Consider the following 23881-nt stretch of genomic DNA (forward strand, 5'->3'; position numbering starts at 1 on the left):
CATCTTACCCCACCCAGACCCAAACCCCCATGAATACTCTTGTTCGTGGTGTTCTGAGGTTTGAAGTACCTACCGGCGGGGCCCGGGGCCCGCACGCCGTTCATCGTTTCCGGACGACTGGGATAACGAGGGTAAACAGCCGTCGGAAGGGGATCTGCCGGTCATAGGAACCATCAATATCGGTGAGCGGAAACGAATCCGGAACGGAATGGAGCGGGGAGCGGGAACCGGAGGGCTGCTCAGGTGAGCAGGAAGTCGGCCTTGCCGGACTTGGCGCCCTGGATGAAGGCGGCGATCTCGCCCGGGGTGTAGATCAGCGCCGGGCCTTCGGGGTCGGCGGACTGTCTGACGGCGACCCGGCCGTCGGCCAGCTTCATCGTCTCGAAGCAGTTGCCGCCGTTACCGCCGCTCCACGGCTTGTGCCAGCCCACGTCGCCCAGCTCGGTGGCGGGCATGCCGTTGTATATGTGTTCCATTCATAGCTCCTTGCGGAGATCGTTGAGGATCTCCTTCGTGCGTTGTGCAGTCGCGGCCTGGGCCGCCATGCGGTCCAGAACCTCAAGGTGCGAGGCGACCTCGGGGCGGGCGTCGAGGTAGACGGCTCCGCTGAGGTACTCGCTGTACACCATGTCCGGGAGCTCGGGGACTGCGAACCGGAACAGCACGAACGGCCCGTAGGTGCCGGGGTGGTGTCCGGACGCGAACTCCGCGATCTGCAGGGTGACATGGGGCAGTTCGGCGCCTTCGAGCAGTCGGTCGATCTGCTCGCGCATGACGCCGGGACCGCCGACGGGCCTGCGGAACACCGTCTCGTCCATGATCACCCACAGTCTGGGTGCGTCGGGCTGGAGCAGCAGGGACTGCCGTTCCATCCGCAGCGCCACATGGCGCTCGATGTCGTCGGGGTCGGTCTGTCCGATGGCTCCGCTGAGCATGATCGCCCGGGAGTAGTCCTCGGTCTGCAGCAGACCGGGGACGAAGTGGGGCTCGTACGCCCGGATCAGGCTGGCCGCGCCCTCCAGGCTGACGTACATGCTGAACCAGCCGGGCAGGACGTCGTGGAACCGCTGCCACCAGCCGGGCTTGTTGGCCTCCTCGGCGAGTTCGATGAAGCCGCGCGCCTCCTCGTCGCTGATGCCGTAGGCGTCCAGCAGCAGTTGGACGTACGGGATCTTCAGCGCGACCTCGGCGGTCTCCATCCGGCGAATGGTGCCCGCGGCGACCCGGAGGACCTTCGCGGCTTCCTCGCGCCTGAGTCCGGCGCGCTCGCGCAGATCCTGCAGGCGCTTGCCGAGGACGACCTGCCCCACCGTGGGGGCGGACCGCGGTTCACTCACTTCGAAGACCTCCCCACGTGCTGATGCGTGCAGTCTGCCACGCGCCCAGTGTCGCTGAATATGCCCACTCTGAAAAATTCACAGTGACCCTTGCCAAAATGTCGATTGCAGCGCGACAGTGTTGGTTGTGAACCACGACACGCGCCACGCCCCACTCCTGGATCCGTGCTCGGAGGCCGACCACCACCGGTACGGCTTCGAGCTCCCGGCGCGCGTCGAGTACGTCTCCAGAGCCCGCCGTCTCACCGGGGACCGGCTGCGCTGCTGGGGGATCGGCGGGGACACGCACGACACCGCCATGCTGGTGATATCCGAACTGGTGACCAATGCCGTGGTGCACAGCGGCAGCCATCTGGTCGCCTGCGAACTGCTCAACGGTGTGGAGCAACTGCGGATCAGCGTGCGGGACCAGGGTTGTGGCCCCTCGGGCCCGCAGGTCTGCCATTCGCGCGAGGCCGAGGAACGGGGCCGGGGACTGCTGCTCGTGGAGGCGGTCTCCAGCTCGTGGGGCGCGCATTCGGCCCTGTACGGGGCCGGGCGGACCGTCTGGGCCGAGCTGGCGCATACGCACATTCCGTACGGCGTCTCCTTCCCGAGGGGCTCGGAGGGGCCGTGCTGAGTCACTACGCGGTCCTTCACCGGGCCGGTCACGGGGGCGCCGCCGGGGCGCATGCCCCCGGCACGGACCGAGGCGCGCAGGCCGTACGCGGTTCTCGCGCGCCGTATGCCGCCGGGTACGGGCCGGATGCCCGCACCTACCCCGGCTCCGGGTCCCGTACGCTCGCCGGTCCCGAGGCCCGTTCCGTCTCCGGCGGTCCGGAGCGCCGGGGCCGCAGGGCCGCTATCCGCACCACGACGGTCACGTACGGTCACCGCGCCGGGCGTGGCGCCGAAGCCATCGGCACCACGGGCGGCCCGGACGACCGGGACCGTACGACCCGGCTCGAACTGCCGCCCGTCCTCCGTCCCGCCCAGGGCAGTGACGCGGTCGGAGTGCCCGCCCGCTTCGGTTTCCGGCTGCTGGGCGGTCTGCCGAGAAGCGGCTGCGTCTACGCCGACCCGGACTGGTGGTGGTGGATCGTCCCCGCCGGGTCCGACGACGGGGTGACCTGGCCGCTGCCCGCCCACTACGCCCCCGGGGCACGGGTCCCGGGGATCCGTCCCAGGCTCGTCCACCGGCCCGACGACCACAGTCCCTACACTCCGCCGATCCCTCTCTATCTGCTGGCCTGCCAGCTCACCGGTACCGCGCCCGGGTGGGCGGGCGCCGGTGGACCGGGTTAGCCGGAACCGGCCGTGATCACTCCGGATCCGGTCACCGAACCGCTCGCCATGGGCCGGACGGATAGGCTTTCCCGCATGTCGGAAGCCAATTCGGCCCCCGAACGAACGGGGCTCACACCACGCCAGGCACGCCGGGTACGCGTCGTCCTCTCCACCGTGATCATGGTCGCGGTGGGGGCGGTGCTGACCCTGCGGCTCGGCAGCACGCACTCGGTACTGACCATGGGCTTCTACGGAGTCGCACTGATCATGTCGGGCAGTGCGCTGGTACTCAGCAAGGCCGGACGGACCAGAGTCGCCACGGCGGTCCTCGGCGCCGGGGTCGCCCTGGTGCTCGCCGCGGAATGGGCCGTGGCTTCGTTCCGGTGACCCGCCCCGGGCGACGACGGCGCCCGGGAGCATCAGGGACACCGGAGCGGAGGGGGGAAACGGGGGAACAGGGGGAAAAGGGGGGAATGGGGAAGGGGGAGAGGTCCGGGCCTCCGCTTGGGGAAGTCGGGGGCCCGGACCTCGAACACCTCGGCCGAAGAGCGCCGTCGGGGCGCCGGAGGCCGTTCGCGGCCCGGCCCGTACCACGGGCCGGGCCGTTTCTCCGTACCCTCCTGACGGCTCCCCGGCCCGCCGGCGGGACGGCCTCGGCCGACTCCGGTCCCGGACCGTACGGGATACCGGAGGGCCGCCGCGCGCGAGGGCGTTCACCACTGGATCACGAGGCGGGCGGGTCGGCCGCCCGGACGCTCCGCCGCCCCGGCGGAACTCTGCTGGGACATGCGGACATGCTGCTGCCGACGGTCGGGCCTGACAAGGCCCTCACCCTTCGGAGCTGCCAATTCCGGATATTTTCGGCCTCGGTGACGTACCGTCACCGCCGAGCGGCGTCCGGTCCGTCAGGCGCCGCCGACCGCGCGCAGATGCGTCTTGGACTTCTTCCGCCGGGCGTCGGGCGCGCCGGGGGTGCCGAACTCCCGCAGGACCAGGGTCATCCGGGTGTAGCCGCACTCCTCCAGCGTCGCCGGGGTCTCGTCGACGATCCGGCACTCCGACCGGCCCCAGCGGGGGTCGGGGTGGTAGACGGTCCGTACGGCCCCGTCGTGGTGGACGGCCGCGGCGCCCGTGGCGCGGACCCAGTGCGGCAGTCCGCTGCGGAAGGCCGCGTCCATGATGGGGTCGTCCTCGATGTCCCGGCGAATGGCCTGAAGCACACCGTCGTCGGCGTACCGCTCCAGCGCCGTCTCCAACTGGGCCAGCAGCGGCAGGCACCAGCCGGTCTCCCGGTCGGCGAGCACCGATCCGGCGTCCGGGTGGAAGAGCACGAACCGCAGGAAGTTCTGGTCGGGCATCGCGGTGGGATGCGCCCCGACCTCCCGGAACAGCTCCTCGAACGCGGGGTTGGCATGGGCCACGTCCCAGCGCCGGTCGAAGAGGACCGAGGGCAGCGGGACGGCGTCCATCATGACCGCGTAGTCCCGGAGATACGCCTGGGTGGCGGGATCGGCGGGCGGGGTCGGCGCCGAGCGCGGCGGCGGGGACGTGACCGGCGGGAACGGCAGCAGCGGGCCGACCGGGGTACGCCGCGGGAAGGCGGCGCCCGAGGGCCGGGCGGGCCCCAGCGGCAGGACGTCCTTGCGGGCGGGCGGCTGGGGGGAGGCCGGCATCTCCCGGTCGACCGCCAGCCGGAACAGCCAGCCGCCCTGCTGATCGGTCATCTCCAGCGCCTTGACCAGAGCGTGCAGCCGCTCCTCGGTCCACTCGTGGGCGGGGGTGCTCTCCCAGCTGCCGTACGCCCCGGTGCTGATGTCCAGCCGGGCCGCCACATCGGCCTCGCTCAGGCCCAGTTCCTCGCGGCGCCCGCGGACCAGGTCGGCGAATCTCCGCGACCGCAGACTGCCCCGGCCGCTCCCGGTCCCCGTGCATCCCCGACGCCCGTGGACACCAGGACGGTCGACCCCCGTCTCATGTGTCATCGAGAACGCCACCCTTCTCGAATTACCCGCCGCGGCGGCGTCATTGATCTTCACCCCGCCCCGCGATCCTGCTCCTGCCCAGCAGAGCATGTCAACTATCGTGGCATTCTGCGCCCCTGACCGCATGGATCCCGCCACAGCTGTGGCAAAAGCTGGTTGCCCGGCCCCGAAACCGTTAATCTCCGGGCAGCCAACTGTGTGCGGAGCCCTCTCGCGTGATCTAGGAGACCTACTGGTGACAGACGGCTTCTCGGTTCCGGGTCCGGCAGCCGCGGACACCCTGGCGGCATCCGTGTCCCGGGTCGCCGAACTCGCGGACCGACTCGGACTGAGCCACGGCGAGGTCTTCGACGTCCATCAGCTCTCGGAGGCGTCCGGTGTGCCCGCCGATGTGGCCGCCGCCCTGCTCGAAGGGCGCCCGGCCGGGGAACCCGATCTCCAGGCGCGCTTCCTCCAGCGCTTCGACCTGCTCCGCACCACCCGGCTGAAGCCCAACGGACGCCGCTACACCCAGCAGGAGATCGCCGACGGCGCGGGGATGTCCCGCCAGCAGGCCGGTGCCCTGATCAACGGCGACCGCCGGCCGACCATGGAGCACTGCGACGCGATCCAGCGGTTCTTCGGCGTCCACGCCGGATTCCTCACCGCCGACGACACCCAGGCGCTCAACGACGCCCTGCTGAGAACCGAGCAGCGGCTGCTGACGGACTTCGCCGTGGACGGTGATCCGCTGGAGCGGCTGCTGCTCGACCACGGGGTACGCGGGATCGCCTGGCGGGCGGCCCAGCTCCCCACGGACAAGCACCGTGACAAGGTCACCGAGTGGCTCGACATGCTGTTGGAGAGCGTCAAGCCGACCGGGCGCGGCGAATCGGCCGATTCAGGCCCCGCGAACGGCGTGAACCAGACGGAAACCTGACTTCAGCACCGGCCCCGGTTCGCGCGAGGATGCGGAGAGGGGCCGGTCCGCGGAGCGCGCGGACACGGCCGGACGGCGAGGGGCGCCGAGGGGGGAGAGGAGAACGGTGAGCATAGGGAAGCAGATGCGTCGGCTCTGCGGTGAACTGGTAGCCGCGATCGATCTGCCCGCGCCCGCGGAGCCCGCCGATCTCTACGCGGCCCTCTGCGCCGGGATGAGCGCGCAGCGGGGCCGGCCGGTGCTGTTCCGTACGGCCGTCTTCCCACCGGGGACCGCCAGCGGCCTCTGGCTCGACATGACCGAACAGGATCTGATCGTGATCGAGGAGCGGACCGCACCCGATCATCAACTGGTCATCCTCGGTCATGAGTTGTGGCATATGAAGGCGGGGCACCGCTCCCACCATGTGGAGGGCGCCCAGGTCGCCGCCCGGCTGCTCTCCGACGACACCGATCTGCGGGACACCGTCCTCTCGGTGGCCGCCAGGACCCGCTTCGACCAGTGCGAGGAGAACGAGGCGGAGAGCTTCGGGCTGCTGCTCGGCAGCCGCTGCCGCGCCTGGCTGGCCGGTCCGGGACCGGTCGGGCACGGTGCCCGGCCGCGCGACGGGCTCGCGGGCCGTATCGAGGCGTCGCTGGGTTATCGCGGACCCCAGGGCTGACGCCGTATGGACAGAGCCGCGCGAACCGCGCGGGCCGACCACCCGGTGACGCACCCGGCCGACGTCCCGCTCCCCTCCCCCAGGCCCGCCCCGGCAACAGTCCCCGGCCCCGGACCCGCGGCAGCGGGGGGGGCACCGGTCCCCGGTCCGGCCGCCCCGGGGGCTCCGGCGGGCGGTCCGACCGGAGGCACCGCGGAATCCGCCGGGATCGCCGCCGCCAGGGGCGGGTCCGCCGCGAGCCGCCCGGGACCGGGTGGAGCCGTACGGTCCGGTCGTGATCCGCTGGAGCCCAAGGCCGGACGGGACACCGTACGGCGGCACAACCTCAGCCTCGTCCTGCGCGCGGTCCGCGACGCCGGGGAGACCACCCGCGCCGGGGTCTCCGCCCGGGTCGGCCTGACCAGGGCCGCGATCTCGTCCCTGGTCGAGCAGTTGCTGGAGGCGGGCTTCCTCTCCGAGTCGGGCAAGACCTTCAGCGGTCAGGCGGGCCGGCCCGGGACGGTACTGAAGGTGGCCAGGACCGGGGTCGCGGGCCTCGGCGTCGAGATCAATGTCGACTACGTCTCCGTCTGCGTGGTCGATCTCGCGGGCACCGACCGGGTCCGCCTGGTGGAGCATCTCGACAACCGGGGCGCGGCCCCCGCCCGGGTACTGGCCCGGGCGGCCAGGATCGCCTCCCGGGCCCTGGCCTCCGCCGCCGAGCAGGAGCTGTATCCGGTCGGCGCGGCGCTCGCCCTCCCCGGGCTCGTCGCCTCGGGCGCGGTCCGGTCCGCACCCAATCTCGGCTGGAACCGGGTGCCCGCGGAGACCCTGTTCGCCGAGTCCCTGGCCGCCCAGCGCCCCCGGCTGCCCGCCCTCCCGGTCCGGGCCGAGAACGAGGCGAACCTGGCGGCGCTGGCCGAGCTGTGGTTCGGCGGCCTCGGCGACGCCCGTACCTTCGTCTATCTCAGCGGGGAGACCGGGGTCGGCGGCGCGCTGGTGCTCGGCGGCGAACTGCTGCGCGGCGCGCATGGTTTCGCCGGGGAGATCGGCCATGCGGTGGTGGCCCCCGACGGGCCCGAGTGCCGCTGCGGCGCCCGGGGCTGTCTGGAGCAGTACGCCGGCCAGTCGGCGCTGCTGCGGGCCGCCGGGCTCGACGAGTCGGACGGCGCCACGGCCGTCGCCGAACTGGCCCATCGCGCCCGCGCGGGCGACGAGCGGGCCCTGCTCGCCCTGGCCCGGGCGGGCATGATGCTGGGCCGGGTGCTCGCGGCGGCGGTCAATCTCTTCGACCCGGACGCGGTGGTGCTGGGCGGGATCTACCGGCCGCTGAGCCCCTGGCTCGGCCCGCCCGCCTCGCGTGAACTGGCGGGGCGGGTGGTCTCGGGCCTCTGGCCGGTGGCCGCCGCGCGGCTGCGGGCGTCGTCCCCGTCGACGGACGCGGTCCGGGGCGCGGCGGGCCTGGTCGTCCAGGACGTCCTGACGGATCCCCTGGCGTACACGGGCCGGGTGTCGGCGGGCTGACACCCCGGCCGGCGGGGGGGTCAGCCGACGCCGAGCAGATGGTCGAGGGCGAGCTGGTCCAGCGCCTCGTAGGCCATCCCGCGTTCCGCCGCCGCCTCGGGGTCGAAGAGTTCGTACGCGGACGGGTCCGCCAGCAGCCCTTCGAGTCCGTCGGCGGCCGTGGGGACGGCGAGTTCGCCGAGCCGGGCGGCGCGCAGCGCGTCCCGGACCCGGGGGTCGGCCCGGAAGGCGGCGGCCCGGTCCTTGAGGATCAGATAGTTCCGCATGCATCCGGCGGCCGATGCCCACACCCCCGCGGTGTCCTCGGTGCGCGGCGGTTTGAAGTCGAAGTGGCGCGGGCCCTCGTATCCCGCCGACTCCAGCAGATCGACCAGCCAGAAGGCGGAGCGGGGATCGGCGGCGCCGAAGCGGAGGTCCTGGTCGTATTTGACGCCGCTCTGGCCGTTGAGATCGATATGGAGGAGCTTGCCCGCCCAGAGGGCCTGGGCCACGCCGTGCGCGATGTTCAGTCCGGCCATCTGCTCATGGCCGACCTCCGGATTGACCCCGAAGAGGGCGGGGCGCTCCAGCCGTTCGATGAAGGCGAGGGCGTGGCCGACGGTCGGCAGCAGCAGGTCGCCCCGGGGTTCGTTGGGCTTGGGTTCGAGGGCGAACCTGAGGGGCAGGCCCTGACCGGTGACATAGTCGGCGAGCAGGTCGAACGCCTCCTTCAGCCGGTCGAGTGCGGTCCTGATGTCCTTGGCGGCACCGGACTCGGCGCCCTCGCGCCCGCCCCAGGCGACATACACCTGGGCCCCGAGTTCGGCGGCGAGGTCGATATTGCGGATGGTCTTGCGCAGCGCGTACCGCCGGATGTCGCGGTCGTTGGCGGTGAAGGCGCCGTCCTTGAAGACGGGGTGGGTGAAGAGGTTGGTGGTGGCCATGGGGACGACGAGGCCGGTGGTGTCGAGGGCGGTACGGAAGCGGGCGATCCGGCGCTCCCGCTGCCGCTCCGAGGCGCCGAAGGGGATGAGGTCGTCGTCGTGGAAGGTGACTCCGTACGCCCCGAGATCGGCGAGGCGGCGCACGGTCTCGACCGGGTCGAGGGGTAGCCGGGTGGCGTCGCCGAACGGGTCGCGGCCCTGCCAGCCGACCGTCCAGAGTCCGAAGCTGAACCGGTCTTCCGGAGTGGGGAGATATCTCCCGGCCGTCGTTGGGCCGACTGTTGCCGACATGGTGGTGACCGCCTTCGATCGCGAGATGACGAGATGTTTGTTCGGTCCGATGACTAATGCGATACCAAGGAAGCACAGCCACCGCGAGAAGCGATAGGGGCACAACCTCTGTCGCCTCGGCGGAGGTTGGCGTAATTTGTTCGCCGGACATCCAAATGGATCGCGCACAAAGAGGTGGAGCGATGCCCGTTCGGGCCGTGGTCATCGGTGTGGACAGCTCGACCCAGTCGGCGAAGGCGGTGGTCACGGACGCGGAGACCGGTCGCGCGCTGGCCGTCGGCCGGGCCGCGCACGAGGTCGGCGGGGTCGGGGGCGCCCGGGAGAGCGATCCGGAGGGGTGGTGGTCGGCCCTGCGGGACGCCGTCGCACGCGGACTCTCGGAGTCGGGTGTTCCGGCGTCGGTGGTGACGGGTATCGCGGTGGCGGGCCAGCAGCACGGTCTGGTCGTCCTCGACCGGGCGGGCCGCCCGGTCCGTCCGGCCCTGCTGTGGAACGACACCCGCTCGGCGCCGCAGGCCGCCGCGTTGACGGAGGCGTTCGGCGAGGCGTCCGGCGGCTCGCCGGACGGCACGGCGTACGGCGACGGCGGAGGCGGCGACCGTGCCGGCGCTCGCGCATGGGCCGTCCGGACCGGGTCGGCCCCCGTCGCGGCGGTCACCGCGGCCAAGTGGCGCTGGCTCACCGAGTGCGAACCGGAGTCCGTCGCCGCGGCGGCGGCCGTACGGCTCCCCCACGACTTCCTCACCGAGCGGCTCTGCGGGGTCGCGGTGACCGACCCGGGCGACGCCTCGGGCACCGGCTGGTACGCGACGGGTCCCGGGGCGTACGACCCCGACGTCCTCGAACTCATCGGGCTCGACCCGGGACTGCTGCCCGAGGTCGCCCCGTCCGGCGGCACCCGGGCCGGAACCCTCACCGCCTCGGCGGCGGACTTCCTCGGACTGCCCCCGGGGATCGCCGTCGCCGCGGGCACGGGTGACAACATGGCGGCGGCCGTCGGACTCGGCCTCGGCGGGGCGGGCCTGCTGGACTCCCCCGTACTGAGCCTCGGTACGTCCGGCACGGTCTACGCGGCGACCCGGGTCCGGCCCGTGACCCCGGCGCTCTCCGGCTTCGCCGCCACCGACGGTACGTATCTGCCGCTGGCCTGCACCCTGAACTGCACGCTCGCGGTGGACCGGATCGCGGAACTCCTCGGGCTGGGCAGGGAGGCGGCCGAGGCGGGCGGCGAACTGGTCCTGCTGCCGTATCTCGACGGCGAGCGGACCCCCGATCTGCCGGGCGCCTCGGGAACGCTGACCGGACTGCGGCACGCCACGTCCCGTCAGCAGATCCTGGGCGCCGCGTACGAGGGGGCGGTGGTCTCGGTACTGCGGGCGCTGGACGAAGTCCTCGCCGCCTGCGGTCTCGACCCCGCCCGACCGGAGACGGCGGCGCTGCCGCTGCGGTTGATCGGCGGCGGGGCGCGGGGGCGGCACTGGGTGGAGACGGTACGCCGCCTCTCCGGCCGCCCCGTGATCCTGCCCGCGGCGACGGATCCGACGGCCCTCGGGGCGGCGGCACTGGCCGCGGCCGCGGTATCGGGGGCGGACCCGGTCGCGATCTCCGGCACCTGGGCCGAGGCGGGCCCGGCGCCGACGGAACTCCCCGGCCTGGAGCGGGACACCGGGACGTGGGACCGGGTCTCGACGGCGATCGACCGGCTCGGTTCCGCTGTCCGCCACTGACCAACGGGCGGCGCCGCGCCCCTTCTCGACCGGACCCCGCCGCGCTCCGGCCTTTCCCGACCGGGCCCCGCCGCGCTCCGGCCCTTTTTGACCGGGCCGCGCCCGGCGACCGGCCGTCCCCGGGTCCGCGGACCGTGCGTGGCTGGTCGCTCGGTTCCCCGCGCCCCTCATGGCTCGCGGTCGCCTGGAAGCGGGGCAGCCCTCGCCCTGACGACCAGCCCTTCGAGGTGCTCGGCGGGACCGGCCCGCCGCAGGCGACGACGGCCCTGTGGCAGGTGCGTTCGCCCGGGCCGGACCCGTCGCGTTCCGCGTCGGGAACCCCGGCTGCCGCACCGGCTCCCGCGGGGCCCCGGCATGTACACCGTAAGATGCGTCCGTTCTACCCACCTTTCGCCGCTCGACGGCCCGGCGCATCCCCTGCGGCGGTCCCGCGGGCGGTTCTGTCACGCCCCGGGAGGCGACCATGGGCACCCGTCGGACCTCATTGCCGGGAGTCGGTACGCAATACGACTTCACGACCGAGGCGGGTCGGCATATCTCCGTCGTCGTACACCACGACGGCCGCCGGTTCCTGGGCTTCTACAAGGCGGACGACCCCGACGCCTGTGTGGTGGAGGTCCCGTTGTCCTCCGCCGAGGCCACGGCGCTGGCTCATCTGATCGACCCGGAGCCGATCGACGCCGTCCGCACCGACGGCATCGACCTGGTGACCGAGCACATCCTGATCGGCACCCGCTCCCCCTATATCGGCGAGGTGCTGGGCGAGACCCGGGCCCGGGCGCGTACCGGCGCGTCGATCGTCGCCGTACTGCGCCGTACGGGGGCCCACCCCTCCCCCGGCCCGGACTTCCGATTCGCCCTCGGGGACACCCTGGTCGCCGTCGGCACCCGTGAGGGTGTCGACGCCCTCGCCGAGATCATCGCGGAAGGCTGAGCCGTGCACCACACCACGAAACTCCTGATCGAACTCGGGGCGATCATCCTCGGGCTCGGTCTGATAGGCCGGTTCGCGGGCCGGATCGGGCTCTCCCCCATTCCGCTGTATCTGCTGGTGGGGCTGGCGTTCGGGACCGGCGGGCTGCTGCCGATGAGTGCCAGTGAGGACTTCGTCGCGGTCGGCGCCGAGATCGGCGTGATCCTGCTGCTGCTTCTACTCGGTCTGGAGTACAGCGCCTCCGAACTCGTCGGCAGTCTCAAGACCCAGTACCCGTCGGGTCTGGTGGACTTCGTCCTGAACGCGCTGCCGGGCGCGGCGGCGGCGCTGCTGCTGGGCTGGGGCCCGGTCGCGGCGGTCGCCCTGGCGGGTGTCACCTGGATCTCCTCCTCCGGGGTGATCGCCAAGGTGCTCACGGACCTGGAGCGGCTGGGCAACCGGGAGACCCCGGTGATCCTGGGCATCCTGGTGATGGAGGACCTGGCGATGGCGGTCTATCTGCCGCTGCTGACGGCCCTGCTCGCCGGGGTCGGGCTGGCGGGCGGCAGTGTGACGCTGCTGATCGCGCTCGGGACGGTCGGCATCGTGCTCTATCTGGCGCTGCGTCACGGCCGGGTCATCAGCCGGGCCGTGAACTCCGACAATCCTGAGATGCTGCTGCTGGTGGTGCTGGGTCTGACGCTGCTGGTCGCGGGCCTGGCGCAGCAGCTCCAGGTGTCGGCGGCGGTCGGCGCGTTCCTGGTCGGTATCGCGCTCTCGGGCGAGGTCGCGGAGGGCGCCCGTAAGCTGCTGACGCCGCTGCGGGATCTGTTCGCCGCGGTGTTCTTCGTCTTCTTCGGTCTGTCGACGGATCCGACCGAGATCCCGCCGGTGCTGCTGCCCGCGCTGCTGCTGGCGGTCGTCACGGCCGCCTCCAAGATCGGTACGGGCTGGTACGCGGCCAAGCGGGCGGGCATCGGACCCAAGGGCCGGCTGCGGACGGGCGGCGCGCTGGTGGCGCGCGGTGAGTTCTCCATCGTGATCGCGGGCCTCGCGGTGGCGTCGGAGCCGAGGATCGGCCCGATCGCGACGGCGTACGTCCTCATTCTGGTGATCCTGGGGCCGCTGGCCGCGCGCTGGACGGAGCCCTGTCTGCTGCGGTTCGTGAACGGCGGGGGGCCGGTCGCCGTGTCCGTCCCGGCTCCGGCGCCGGCTCCGGACGACTGCGAGACCTCGCGGGTCGTCGCCGCCCCGGTGACGGTCGAGGACGCGAAGAGCGCCCCGGCCGACCCGCCCGCGAAGGACGCCGACCCCGTACGCGATCCGGTGGCAGCCGAGGACCCGGTGGTCCGCCGGGCCGCCGAGGACCCCGCGTGATTCCGGAGCCGTACCGGCTGATCCCCGGCGCCCCGGACTCCCCGGTCCTGCTGCACGTCCCGCACTCGTCCCGGACGATCCCGCCGGAGGTCCGGACGGAGCTGCTGCCGGACGACGCGGCGCTGGCCCGGGAGCTGGACCACATCACGGACGCCCATACGGCCGAGATCGCCGAGGCCGCCGCCGGGCGCTCCGGCAGCCGGGCGCCCTGGCGGTTCGTCAACGGGCTCTCCCGGCTGGTGGTCGACCCGGAGCGGTTCCCCGACGAGCGGGAGGAGATGCTCGCGGTCGGTATGGGCGCGGTCTACACCCGGACCACCCACGGCGAGCCGCTGCGCGCGCCGGACACGGATCCGGCCCCGCTGGTGGCCCGGTTCTTCGAGCCGTACGCCCGGTCCGTGACCGAAGCGGTCGCGGACCGGATCGCGGCGACCGGCCGCGCGGTGGTGGTCGACGTCCACTCCTATCCGAGCGCCCGGCTGCCGTACGAACTCCACGGTGAGGGCCCCCGGCCGCCGGTCTGCCTGGGCACGGACGCGGCCCACACCCCGCCGTGGCTGATCGCCGCGGCGGAGCGGGCCTTCGGCGGCTTCGGCGGTACGGCGCCGGACACCCCGTTCGCCGGGACGTACATCCCGCTGGCGTACTACGGGGACCCGAGGGTGACCGGTCTGATGATCGAGATCCGCCGGGATCTGTATATGACGGAACCGGGCGGCGAGCCGCACGACGGCCTCGACGCCCTGGCCACGGCGCTCGCGGCCCTGGTGGACGCGATCGACGCGCACCACCGGGACTGAACGGGGCTGAACGGGGCCGTACGGCACCGGACAGGCGACGGGCGGCCCCGGCCGGAACGCGGAATCGTTCCGGCCGGGGCCGGCTTTGCTCATCCGACCCGCCGACCCGCCGACCCGCCGGCTCACGGCGGGCCGGCGGTGATGGTCACAGCCTGGCGGACGAGGCGTTGTTGTTCTTGACCGAGGAGTTCAGGTCGACCGCGGGCCAGTAGTCCCCGCAGGTCGGACCGAAGGTCTGGTTCGGTCCGCTGTAGCCGGAGTTGTAGTACACCCGGTACGACACCGAGCACTCCCCGTTGGCCGCCGAAGCGGCGTTGTTCTTGACCGGCTGGCCGTCACCGCCGTTGCTGAGGACACAGACGGCGGCGCTCCAGTTCATCTGCCCGGCCGTGAAGACGTACACCACCTGGGCCACCCCGTTCGGCGAGTATCCGGAGTGGTTGGGGATGTCCTTGTTCGAGACGAAACAAGGGCTGTCCGAGTACCAGGTCTGGCCGCCACGGCTGTTGTAGTGCAGGGAGAAGCAGTAACGGTTGCCCGAGGAGGTGCAGGCGTCCGCCTCGTAGGAGATCGGCGCCGCCGCCACGGGAGCCGGTGCCGCCGCCGCGGGGGCGGGTGCCGGGCCGAACACGGCCAGGGCCCCGACCGCCGCCACTCCCGCGGTCCTCTTCCAGATGGTCATCGCTCGGCCCTCGTCTCGTATGCCCGTCGTGCCTCTGCCGTACCGGTGTCCTTGGTCCGCTTCTCGGCGGCGAGCCGGTCCGCGTCCGCCTGGATCGCCGTCCGCTGCCGGGCGGTCTCCTCGCCGTGCCAGATCCCGATCAGCCCGGTCCGTTCCTTGCAGGTGACATCGGCGACCGCGTGGGCGATCTCCTTCGGGTCGGGCCGCGGGGATTCCAGCCGGATGCCGTACCGCTCCAGGTCGTCCAGCGGGTGATCCCGGTCGTACCCCTCCGTCTTCATGCAGGCGGCCCATCGACCGACCGCGGCGACCACGGCCGGGGCCTCGCGGGATGCCTCGAAGGACTTCAGGCCGAGCCGTTCGGCGTGGGGCGACTGGGGTACGGGGAACATCCGGCGCGCTTCGCCCCGGCAGCCGCCTTCGGGTACCGCCCTGCCCTGGTGGGCGCCGTTGACGAGTTGGTCCCCCTCCCCGGTGAAGACCGCGGTCTCCGCCCCGGGCGCGGGCTCCCAGTGGGGTGCCTCGGGGACGTCGGTGGGCAGGTGGTAGCCGTACTTCGTGACCGAGGCGAGGTCGGAGACCCCGTAGCGCCGCCCCAGTCCGGTGTCGACCTGGACGGCGACCGATCGCGGATCGGTCCGCGGGGGCCCGAAGTCGGCGAATCCGTAGCCCGCCATGCACGAGCGCCACTGATCCTGGACGACCGTCTGGCGGACGTAGCCGTCGGCGGGCTGGGCGATGTACGGGTCGACGGGGAGGGTCAGGCCCTTGGTCAGACCGCTCCCGGGAGTGGTCGGGAGGGCCGTGACCGCGACGGCCTCGACCCGGGGCGGATCGGCCGGGGCGGCGCCACCGGACGAGCCTTCCGTAGGTGATGTTCCGCATCCGGTGAGCACGGCCGCGATCGCCGCGGCGGTGCCCACCGTGATGAATGTCCTTCTCACGTCACGGAACCTTTCGGTGTGGTGGACGGGTCGACATGAGGCCGTTGGGCCCGGGGGGACGGGGACGGCCGCTCGTCGCAGCCGTCGCCGGGCCGCGGCGGGGCCACCCGGGTGCCGCTGTTCAGCGGCAGTGGGACGACGAAGCGATAGCAGCGTGCGGACGTGTCCCCGGCGGTCGCCGGATAGACGACGGTGATCCGGAGAGCGGTGGCATCGGTGTCGGTCCGCCACTCTCCGTTCCGCGCCGCGTGGGCGATGTCCTCGGAGCTGAGGTCACCGTCGCGCGCCGCGTACTCCAGACTGTTCCTGGTCACCTCGGCGGCGGCTGCCGCCGAGGGCTTCTTGGGCGGTTCGGCCGAGCGGCCGAAGAACTCGGTGACCGCCAGGGACACCAGGACGAGAAGTCCGGCGGCCAGCACTGCGGCCGCCGTGAGGACGACGGCGCACCCACCCGTCGCGGAGCGGGTGCGCCGACGGAATGCCTCCGTCATCTCAGGGCGATCCTTGATATCCAATGGCCTGCAGACGCGCTTGCATGACCGCCGCGTAGCCGGTGGTCCCGGCGTTCTTGGGGTGGAAGGACTCACGGCTCAGGCACTTGCCGCCCAGGGCGCCCCAGAGGCAGGCGGCCGGGACGGCGGCGGGGTCACCGAGGTGGAAGTCGCCGTCGCCGTTGGGTCCGAGGACGAACTTGTTGATCCATTCGTCGGTGTCGCAGCCGCCGTGGCCTGCGAAGGCGCTCACCGGGTCGGCGTACTCGATCTTCAGCTGACCCGGGCCGGTCCGCAGGAGGTCGGTGAGCGCCCGTTGCCGGGTGTTGGCGTAGCCGACGAGTTCCGCCAGGGCCTGCGCCTCCGTCAGGTCGTAGTAGAGCGACCCGCTGCACTTCTCGGTACGGCTCAGCAGTTCCGGATAGCCCATCAGAACGATCCTCGCCTGTGGCGCTCTGGCCGCTACCGTCTCCAGGACGGAGGCGAGATCGGGGATCATCCGGTCGACGACACCGCGGTACTTGGGCAGGAACCCGGCGTCGTTGGCGCAGTTGCTCAGTCCTCCGCACTCCTGCATCGCGGAGGCGAAGCCGCCCTCGTCATTGCCGCCGAGGGTCAGCATCACCAGGGTCGTATCGGGGCTGAGCACTCCCGAGTCGGTCTGGAGCACCTCACCGAACCGGCCCTCCCGGTGCGGTTGCGGCACATTGCCGCTGGGCACAGCGGCGACGTCCTTCGTCATCGCCCCGGAGCAGGCGGTGAAGCCCAACTCGGCGGCGGCTCCGAATCCGTCGGTGAGGGGGCCGAGGGGCGTCGTGTTGCCGGGGAGCACCAGCTTGCGGGCCCAGGCGTTGTCGCTGCGGCGGCAGGCGTTCCACTGGGCGGTGCCGTGGTCCTTGTCGCTCTCCCGGGAGTACGCCCCGGCGCCCTCGCCGGAGGTGAAGGAGTCGCCGAGTACCGCGACGACGTGTCGGGGTTTGGCGGCGAGCGGCTGGAAGGCGACGGCGTCCCACGCCACGTCCTCGTCTCCGGTGCCGTCCAGGGCGGTACTCGCGAGCCTCACCCGTGGGGTGCCGTTGACCCGGTAGACCCCGAGGGAGACCCACTTGTTGGTCTTGTGTTCCTGGCCCAGGGTTCTGCTGCGGGTGAATGCGCCCGTACCGGTGTCGATCTCGTACCGGGCCTGTTGGGTGTGCGCGCCGTGGTCGGGAACGTGGACCAGGATCCTGACCCACTGGTCGAAGGTGCGGCTCGGGGTCCAGGTTCCGGTGGTCAGCAGTCGCTGGCCGTCGGCGGAGGACGGTTTGCGGGTATGGGTGAACCAGAAGTGGTCGCCGTAGCCCGCCCCGATCTGATGGAGGTCCATCTTCCCGGGGTAATTGCCGTTGGAGGCGGCGAAGGTGAAGCCGAATGTCCCACCGGACGTACTCGATCCACAGGTGTGGCCGGATTGGCCGGTTGGTGTGACCCCGTTGGGAATGTCGTCGACGACGACGGTCCCGGCCGGCAGTCCGTGCTCGCACCGCGGCGGGTACGAGGTGTTCTCATTGGGTTGCTCGGGATATGTGGTGTTGAACCGATGGACCGGATATCCGCATTCGGCGGCGGCCTCACAGTTCTTCCAGGTGACCTCTTGGTGCCACCAGCACTTCAGATACAGCGGATTGTTCTCGTCGGGGTCGCCGGGCAGCAGGCAGGGGCCGCGGCCGGTCTGATTGGACGCGCCGTCACTGATCTTCCCGGGGTCGCAGTTGTTGGCGGCTGTACAGAAGAGCATGTTCGGGGGCTTGGCCCGGGTACGGAAGGCGTTGTTGTTCCACCAGGCGGGCCGGTAGCCGATCACCATCTCACCGGGCTTGGCCATCGCCGAGATCGGGCGGCCCGCCCAGCCGATCACCTTCTCCTGATAGGGCCAGTCCTGCGGGTGCGCGGCGTGCGAGTAGTCGTCGCCGCCGTTGGCAGCCTCCAGGAAGGGCAGCCGGTTCTCCTTCCACAGCGGGTTGGCGGGGTTGTTGGTCCAGCCCACTCCCCACTTGCCGCTGTTGTGCCCGGCCGCCGACTGCGGGTAGAAGCCGGAGTTGTAGGCCCAGAGTGCGAAGAACCAGCTCTCGATGTGCTTGGGATTGCCCCCGTTGACGGTCATTCCCGCGATCCGGGTCTCGTTCCACTTGGAGGCCAGGATCTGTGCTCCGTAGGCGATGTTCGCGGAGTAGTCGAGAGCGGCGGCCTCCTTCTGCGCGGTGGTCAGGGTGTGATCGGCAAGTCGCATCCCGTCGGTGACCTGGGAGATGCCGTATCCGCAGTCGGCCTTCGACCAGTTGACGGCCCAGGGGTCGGCCTGATTGCCGTCGGACGAGTAGGAGACTCCGTAGTAGTTGCCGATCAGCGAATTGCCGGTGAGCCCCGGGACCACGGTTCGGGTGGCCTGCCACATATTGGACTCCTGCGCGGTCACCCCCAGCATGATCTGCGACGGGATGTGGTATTCGTCCGCGCGATCGACCACGCCGTTGGGATCGCCCTCCAGAACCGGGAGCGGGAAGAGCACCTGGGGGGAGTAGGCCGACATCCCGGTGTTGTTCCAGTTGGCCGGCCGGTTCGCGTGCCGGTACAGCTCGTCGATCACGGCCTGGTTGACGGCCCATTCCACCTGGCGCGGCGTCGGCTGGAGCGCCTGTTTGCGAGGATCTCCGCGCGGTACGGAGCAGGTCCGCTCGGCTTCGACCGGGTTGGTGGGCGAGGCGGCGAGGGTGGACGCGCCGCCGCCGCTCCCGGGGCGGGGCAGCGCCGGTGACCTCACGGCACCCGCCTGGACGTGCTCCCGTGCCACCGGTTGCGCACCGGGCACGGCCGCCAAGGTGATCTTCGCCCCCGTACGGATGGCGTGCAGCCTGGTCCGGAGGGGCCCGGTACCGGCGGCGGGGCGTGCCGCGGCGGCTTCGGGTTCCGACGCCGCCGCTCCCCGTGCGCTGGAGGCGGTCGGCCAGGAGGTGGAGACGGCGGTCTCGCCCAGGGTGGAGATCCGGTCGTCCTTGCCGAGGGTTCCGGGATTGCGGACGGTCGCGGGCAGGGGCCCCTGCGTCCGGGCGCTGCCGGTCACGTACACCGTTCCGTCGGCGGCGGCGGACAGGTCCCAGGCCGTGAGCGGGCCGCGGGCCAGCGTGGCGGGTGTGGCGCGACCGCGGCCGATCTGTTCGGCGCTGACCCGTCGGGCCACGCTCTCGGTACGGTCCGCGTCCGACGCGGACGGCAGGCGTTCGGCGAAGACGACGCCGCCGGAGCGGTCGGGGCGCAGCTGGAAGGGAACCGTTCGGGTCCGGGCGATCTCCCGTACCCGTCCGTCGGTGCCGATCCGTACGAGCCCGTGGCCCCGGGCGGCCACGATGCCCTGCTCGGTGGGGACGGCCGAGGTGACCTGACCGCCGACGCGTACCGGAGCCGAGGCCCGGCCGCGTACGGCGTCGACGCCGATGAGCCGGGTCCCGGTCTGCTTGTCCTTGTCGTGGGTGAGCTGGGTGAACACGGCCCGCTCGCCGGCGCCGCAGCCGGGGGAGAAATAGGCGAGCGATACGGTCTTGGGGAGCTTGGTGACCTTGCCGGTGGTCAGATCCACCACTGCCGCGAAGGCCCCGCGGACCATCAGTTCGGGTTTGTTGGTGAAGGTCCGGGGCGCGTACGCCACCGCGGCGCGCTTCCCGGAACGGGTCACACACGCGTTGCCTATCCAGGAGTCGGCCTCGAAGCCCGGTTCCTTCAAGGTGGCCGCGGTACGCCAGGCATAGCCGTTCTCGGCGTCGGCGACCATCACATGGAAGCCGTCGGCGTCACCCGTCGTGGTCCACGCGCGGTCCTTGGACGTCCGGCGGGACGCGCCGGGGAAGTCGGCGCGCCGGTCCGCGGGGATCGCGCGCGGGGTGCCGGGGTCGTCGGTGTGGCGGGTCCGCTCCTGGTGCCCGGCGTCCCGGGCGGGGCGTTCCCCGGCGGCGAGTGCGGTGCCCGGAAGCAGTGTGGCGAGGAGTGCGACGGTGCACGCGCCGATCAGATGGGCGGTCGACCGGGTGCGGCGTTTTCCGGATAACACGGTTCTTCTTCGGTGGCGCTGAGGAGATATCACGAAGGACGTCCTCTCGGGTGCCGGAATGGTTCACGGACACGACAACGGCCTGTGTGGCGGGCGTACTTCCAGGGGTGAGCCCGTTCACGGCACCGCATCCAACCACAGCCGAAAGGGGAGAATCCGGAACCCTTTACATGCTCGGCGCACGCATGCATTCGGGGGCGAAAAGTGGATCTCGGCCGTGACCGGGCATGTTGTTTCCGCGGGCCGGGATCAGGGCTCGGTGGGCGCCGGGCGATATCCCCGTGCGATACCGCCACGAGCGCCGGTGATCAGCCGCTCTCCCCGCCGTGCCAGGAGTGCCAGAGCGCCGCGTACGCTCCCCCGGCCGCGACGAGTTCGTCGTGGGTGCCGAGTTCGGTGAGGCGGCCGTCCTCCATGACCGCGACGCGGTCGGCGTCGTGGGCGGTCTGGAGGCGGTGGGCGACCGCGATGACGGTACGGCCCGCGAGGACGGCGGCGAGGGCGCGTTCGGTGTGGCGGGCGGTACGGGGGTCGAGGAGGGCCGTCGCCTCGTCCAGGACCAGGGTGTGGGGGTCGGCGAGGACGACCCGGGCCAGGGCGAGTTGCTGGGACTGGGCTCCGTCGAGGACATGGCCGTCGACGCCGATCCCGGTATCGAGTCCGGCGGGGAGTTCGGTGAGCCAGTCGGCGCCCACGGCCGCCAGGGCGGCACGCAGTGCCGTGTCGTCGGCGTCCGGGGCGGCGATCCGGAGGTTGTCGCGGACGGTGCCGAGGAAGATGTGGTGTTCCTGGGTGACCAGGGCGATATGGCGGCGGAGCCGGGCCGGGTCGAGAGCGGCGACGGGGACGCCGCCGACGGTGACGGATCCGGTGTGCGGGGTGTCGAGTCCGGCGAGCAGCCGTCCGAGGGTGGTCTTCCCGGCGCCGGACGGTCCGACCAGGGCGAGTTGTTCCCCGGGCCGTACGGTCAGCTCGACGCCCCGGACGACGTCGCCGCCGCCGTCGTAGGCGAAGTGCGCGTCGCGGATCTCGATCCGCTCGCCGTCGGGTTCGGGTGCGGGCGGGCCGGTGTCGGTACGGGGGAGGAGGCCGAGCCCCTCGACCCGGGCGAAGGCGACTTTGGCGCTCTGGAGCTGCTCGACCCGCATCAGGACGGCGTCGAGGGGCTGGGCGAGCTGGCGCAGATAGAGCGCCGCGGCCACCACGGCGCCGAGGGTGACGGTGCCCCGGTCGATGAGGGCGGAGCCGAGCAGGACGACGGCGGCCACCGGCAGCAGATAGGAGATGTCGATACCGGTATAGAGGACGGAGCGCAGATGGAGGGTGCGCAGCCGGGTGCGGAGGCAGTGCCGGACGACCGTCTCGGCGGCGTCGATCCGGCGCTGCTGGAGGCCGAGGGCTTCGACGGTCCTGGAGCCGGTGGCGGTCGCGGCCAGTTCCTCGGCGAGGTCGGAGTTGGCGGTGCCCTCCTCGTGGTAGGCGCTTTCGGCCCGGCGCAGATACCAGCGGGTGACGAGCCAGACGCCGATCAGTCCGATCAGTCCGACGGTGCCCAGCAGGGGGTCGACGGCGAAGACTGCGGCGACGAGGAAGAGCGACTGGACGGTGTTGACGAGGACGTCGGGCAGTGCGTCGCGGAGTCCGGTGCCGACGGTGGCGACGTCGGTGGTGCCGCGGGCGGTGAGGTCGCCGGTACCGGCGCGTTCCACGACGGACGCGGGGGCGGCGAGGGCGCGTTCCGCGTACTCCTCGCGGACCCGGGCGATGCTCCGTTCACCGAAGCGGTGGCCGGTGTACCGGGCCCAGCGGGTGAGCAGGAGCTGGGCGAGGGCGAAGCCGACGATGGCGAGGGCGAGCCGGTCGACGGTGCCGGTTCCGGCGCCGTCGCGGACTTCGTCCACGATCCGGCCGACGATCCAGGGGGCGGCGAGGGCGGCCGCGGCGGCGAGGGCGTTGACGGCGAGGATCGTGAGGAAGGCGCGCCGTTCGAGCCGGATCAGCCGGAGGGCTGCGCGGCGGACGGCGGCACCGGTCGCGACGGGCAGCGCGTTACCGGGGCCGGTGCCTGTACCTGTGCCGGTGGTCATCGGGCTTCCCCTGTCGGTGCGGTGGTACGGGCACCGGGCGCGGCGGTCACCGCCGGGTCGCCTCCCGGGGGCGCCGTTTCATCGGTGCCGTCGGTTTCGTCGGTCTCGTCGCGGGCGACCAGCCGCCGGTAGCCGGGCTGACGGGCCAGCAGCTCCCGGTGGGTGCCGTGGTCGACGGCCGCGCCGTCGACCAGGTAGTAGACGGTGTCGGCCCGGTCCAGGACGAGCGGTGACGTGGAGGTGACGACGGTGGTACGGCCCTGTCTGGCGATGGCGAGCCGTCCGGCGACGGCGGCTTCGGTGGGGGCGTCGAGCGCGGACGTCGGTTCGACGGCGATCAGTACCTCCGGGTCGGCGACCAGGGCGCGGGCGAGCCGGATCCGCTGGCGCTGGCCGCCGGAGAGGTTGCGTCCCCGGGCCCGGACCGGGGAGTCGAGTCCGGCGGGCAGGCCCCGGACCACGTCCTGGGCGAGTGCGGTCCGCAGGGCTTCCTCGATCTCCGCGTCGGTGGGGCGGTGGCGTCCGGCGAGCACGTCCCGGAGGGGTCCGGCGAAGATCGCGGCGTCGTTGTCGGCGACCAGGATCCGGCTCCGTACGGCATCCGTGTCGACCGTGCCGAGGGGGGTGTCGCCCCAGGTGGTGTCGGAGGGGGTGAACCGGCCGAGGCGGTCGGCGACCCGGGCGGTGTCGGCGGTGCGGCCGGAGACCAGGGCCGTGAGGCGGCCGGGGACGGCGGTGACTCCGGACGCGGGGTCGTACAGGAGTGCCGGTCCCGCGGGGGCTTCGGTCCGGGCCGCCCTGGTGTGCAGGGGGTCGGGTTCGAGGTCGAGGAAGCGGATCACCCGGCGGGCGGCGACCAGGGCGCGGCTGATGTCGTTGCCGCTGTCGATGAGGAAGATGACGGGGAGGCCGAGGACGGCGGTATAGCCGTAGACGGCGACCAGTTCGCCGACGGTGATCTCTCCCTGGGCGGCCATCCGGGCGGCGAGCCAGGCCACGACGGCGAGGAAGAGGGTGGGAATTCCGTAGGTCAGGGCCTCGATCCAGCTGTTGACGGCCCCGACGCGATAGCCCTGGGACCGGAGTTCGCGTGAGCCGCGCCGGTAGCGGGCGGCGTACTCCTCCTTGCCGCCGACGGCGTTGAGGACGTGCAGTCCGCCCGCGATGTCGCCGAAGCGGGCGGCCAGTTCGCCCTGCCGGGTGCGGTAGGCGGTTTCGGCGCCCTGGAGCCGGCCGAGCAGGGGGCCGACGCAGAGCGCGCCGAGGGGGACGCCGAGCAGGACGACGGCGGCGAGCGCCGGTGAGACGTCGAGCAGCAGTACGGCGATCGCTCCGCAGCTGATGAGGGAGCCGATGCCGGGGCCGAGGAACGTGAGGGCGTTGCCGACGGCGGCGGCGTCGCCGAGGCCGACGGTGACGATCTCCCCGGCGCTGACCCGGCGTTGCAGTACGGCGCCGAGCCGGGTGGCGTGCCGGACGACGACGCGTACGGTACGGAACGCGGCGTCGGCCCTGGCCCGGGTCATGGTGCGGTGGCGGAGGGTGCCGACGACGGCGGTGACCACGGCGGTGACGAGGAGAGCGGCGACCCATCCGGTGGTGGCCCGGCGGTCGCCGCTCTCCAGGCCGTCGTCGACGGCGCGCGCGAGCAGATAGGGGACGAGGGTCAGTCCGGCCAGCCAGCCGACGGAGTAGAGGGCTCCGGCGGCGACTCTGGTCCATTGGGCGCGGGCGGTCCAGACGAGGTAGCGGACGGGGCCGCGGCGGTCCGGGGTGCCCGGGTCGTCGCCGCCGCCGAGGATGTCCACCAGTTCGGCCTGTCGTTTTCGCCCCATGATCGTCACCCTAGGGCGGCGGGGCGGCGGGCATCGACCGGTTTTTGCGGCATTCCGGTACG

Annotated in this window: 20 protein-coding genes; 10 read left to right on the plus strand and 10 right to left on the minus strand. The window is 72.2% G+C overall.

Features of this window, described 5'->3' with window-relative positions:
- Positions 1 to 239: 239 nt before the first annotated feature.
- Positions 240 to 476, minus strand: a complete 237-nt coding sequence (locus tag AB0G74_RS29535) for a DUF397 domain-containing protein (protein ID WP_361152329.1) — start codon at positions 474 to 476, stop codon at positions 240 to 242.
- Complete coding sequence (locus AB0G74_RS29540; protein WP_361152332.1) at positions 477 to 1337, minus strand: helix-turn-helix transcriptional regulator; 861 nt, start codon at positions 1335 to 1337, stop codon at positions 477 to 479.
- A gap of 127 nt (positions 1338 to 1464) precedes the next feature.
- On the opposite strand from AB0G74_RS29540, the gene AB0G74_RS29545 reads away from it, so the two are divergent.
- From AB0G74_RS29545 to AB0G74_RS29555, 3 genes are all read left to right on the plus strand, one after another.
- Positions 1465 to 1956, plus strand: coding sequence for an ATP-binding protein (locus AB0G74_RS29545; protein WP_358824692.1), 492 nt, complete (start codon positions 1465 to 1467; stop codon positions 1954 to 1956).
- Positions 1957 to 2234: 278 nt separating this feature from the next.
- The gene (locus tag AB0G74_RS29550) at positions 2235 to 2621 is read left to right on the plus strand and encodes a hypothetical protein (protein ID WP_361152398.1); all 387 of its coding nucleotides are present in this window, start codon (positions 2235 to 2237) and stop codon (positions 2619 to 2621) included.
- A 75-nt stretch (positions 2622 to 2696) separates the two neighbouring features.
- Positions 2697 to 2990, plus strand: a complete 294-nt coding sequence (locus AB0G74_RS29555) for a hypothetical protein (RefSeq protein WP_358824693.1) — start codon at positions 2697 to 2699, stop codon at positions 2988 to 2990.
- A gap of 518 nt (positions 2991 to 3508) precedes the next feature.
- Here the strand turns inward: AB0G74_RS29555 and AB0G74_RS29560 are convergent.
- The gene (locus AB0G74_RS29560) at positions 3509 to 4585 is read right to left on the minus strand and encodes a transcriptional regulator (RefSeq protein WP_361152336.1); all 1077 of its coding nucleotides are present in this window, start codon (positions 4583 to 4585) and stop codon (positions 3509 to 3511) included.
- Between the two features lie 235 nt (positions 4586 to 4820).
- Between AB0G74_RS29560 and AB0G74_RS29565 the strand changes: the two genes are divergently transcribed.
- The 3 genes from AB0G74_RS29565 to AB0G74_RS29575 all read left to right on the plus strand — a co-directional run bounded on the left by AB0G74_RS29565 (position 4821) and on the right by AB0G74_RS29575 (position 7668).
- Positions 4821 to 5504 carry a helix-turn-helix transcriptional regulator gene (locus AB0G74_RS29565; protein WP_361152339.1) on the plus strand — a complete coding sequence of 228 codons (684 nt, stop codon included), beginning with the start codon at positions 4821 to 4823 and terminating at the stop codon, positions 5502 to 5504.
- 124 nt (positions 5505 to 5628) lie between these two features.
- Positions 5629 to 6165 (plus strand): toxin-antitoxin system, toxin component, encoded by a 537-nt coding sequence (locus tag AB0G74_RS29570; RefSeq protein ID WP_361152401.1) that lies wholly within the window; start codon positions 5629 to 5631, stop codon positions 6163 to 6165.
- A 6-nt stretch (positions 6166 to 6171) separates the two neighbouring features.
- Entirely contained in the window at positions 6172 to 7668 is a 1497-nt protein-coding gene (locus tag AB0G74_RS29575) for an ROK family protein (protein WP_361152342.1), read from the plus strand.
- Positions 7669 to 7688: 20 nt separating this feature from the next.
- Here AB0G74_RS29575 and xylA read toward each other — a convergent pair whose 3' ends face one another.
- Positions 7689 to 8882, minus strand: coding sequence for a xylose isomerase (xylA, locus tag AB0G74_RS29580; protein ID WP_361152345.1), 1194 nt, complete (start codon positions 8880 to 8882; stop codon positions 7689 to 7691).
- A gap of 182 nt (positions 8883 to 9064) precedes the next feature.
- On the opposite strand from xylA, the gene AB0G74_RS29585 reads away from it, so the two are divergent.
- From AB0G74_RS29585 to AB0G74_RS29600, 4 genes are all read left to right on the plus strand, one after another.
- On the plus strand, positions 9065 to 10609 hold the full coding sequence (locus AB0G74_RS29585; protein ID WP_361152348.1) for an FGGY family carbohydrate kinase: 1545 nt from the start codon (positions 9065 to 9067) through the stop codon (positions 10607 to 10609).
- Between the two features lie 463 nt (positions 10610 to 11072).
- Positions 11073 to 11543: a TrkA C-terminal domain-containing protein gene (locus AB0G74_RS29590; RefSeq protein WP_361152350.1), complete on the plus strand. Its 471-nt coding sequence runs from the start codon at positions 11073 to 11075 to the stop codon at positions 11541 to 11543.
- Positions 11544 to 11546: 3 nt separating this feature from the next.
- Entirely contained in the window at positions 11547 to 12899 is a 1353-nt protein-coding gene (locus tag AB0G74_RS29595) for a cation:proton antiporter (RefSeq protein ID WP_361152353.1), read from the plus strand.
- A complete protein-coding gene (locus tag AB0G74_RS29600; RefSeq protein WP_361152356.1) occupies positions 12896 to 13699 on the plus strand; it encodes an N-formylglutamate amidohydrolase in 804 nt (267 codons plus the stop codon). Before AB0G74_RS29595 ends, AB0G74_RS29600 begins: the two co-directional genes overlap by 4 nt.
- Before the next feature lie 145 nt (positions 13700 to 13844).
- Here AB0G74_RS29600 and AB0G74_RS29605 read toward each other — a convergent pair whose 3' ends face one another.
- The 6 genes from AB0G74_RS29605 to AB0G74_RS29630 all read right to left on the minus strand — a co-directional run bounded on the left by AB0G74_RS29605 (position 13845) and on the right by AB0G74_RS29630 (position 23819).
- Complete coding sequence (locus tag AB0G74_RS29605; protein WP_361152358.1) at positions 13845 to 14381, minus strand: hypothetical protein; 537 nt, start codon at positions 14379 to 14381, stop codon at positions 13845 to 13847.
- Positions 14378 to 15325: a hypothetical protein gene (locus tag AB0G74_RS29610; protein ID WP_361152360.1), complete on the minus strand. Its 948-nt coding sequence runs from the start codon at positions 15323 to 15325 to the stop codon at positions 14378 to 14380. Before AB0G74_RS29610 ends, AB0G74_RS29605 begins: the two co-directional genes overlap by 4 nt.
- Complete coding sequence (locus AB0G74_RS29615; protein ID WP_361152363.1) at positions 15322 to 15816, minus strand: hypothetical protein; 495 nt, start codon at positions 15814 to 15816, stop codon at positions 15322 to 15324. The genes AB0G74_RS29610 and AB0G74_RS29615 overlap by 4 nt, the downstream gene beginning before the upstream one ends.
- Position 15817: 1 nt before the next feature.
- Positions 15818 to 19897 (minus strand): SGNH/GDSL hydrolase family protein, encoded by a 4080-nt coding sequence (locus tag AB0G74_RS29620; protein ID WP_361152366.1) that lies wholly within the window; start codon positions 19895 to 19897, stop codon positions 15818 to 15820.
- Between the two features lie 308 nt (positions 19898 to 20205).
- Complete coding sequence (locus tag AB0G74_RS29625; RefSeq protein WP_361152369.1) at positions 20206 to 21984, minus strand: ABC transporter ATP-binding protein; 1779 nt, start codon at positions 21982 to 21984, stop codon at positions 20206 to 20208.
- On the minus strand, positions 21981 to 23819 hold the full coding sequence (locus tag AB0G74_RS29630; RefSeq protein ID WP_361152372.1) for an ABC transporter ATP-binding protein: 1839 nt from the start codon (positions 23817 to 23819) through the stop codon (positions 21981 to 21983). Before AB0G74_RS29630 ends, AB0G74_RS29625 begins: the two co-directional genes overlap by 4 nt.
- Between the last annotated feature and the right edge of the window lie 62 nt (positions 23820 to 23881).

Origin of the sequence: Streptomyces sp. NPDC020875, from assembly GCF_040641415.1 — a bacterium.
Taxonomy (GTDB): Bacteria; Actinomycetota; Actinomycetes; order Streptomycetales; family Streptomycetaceae; genus Streptomyces.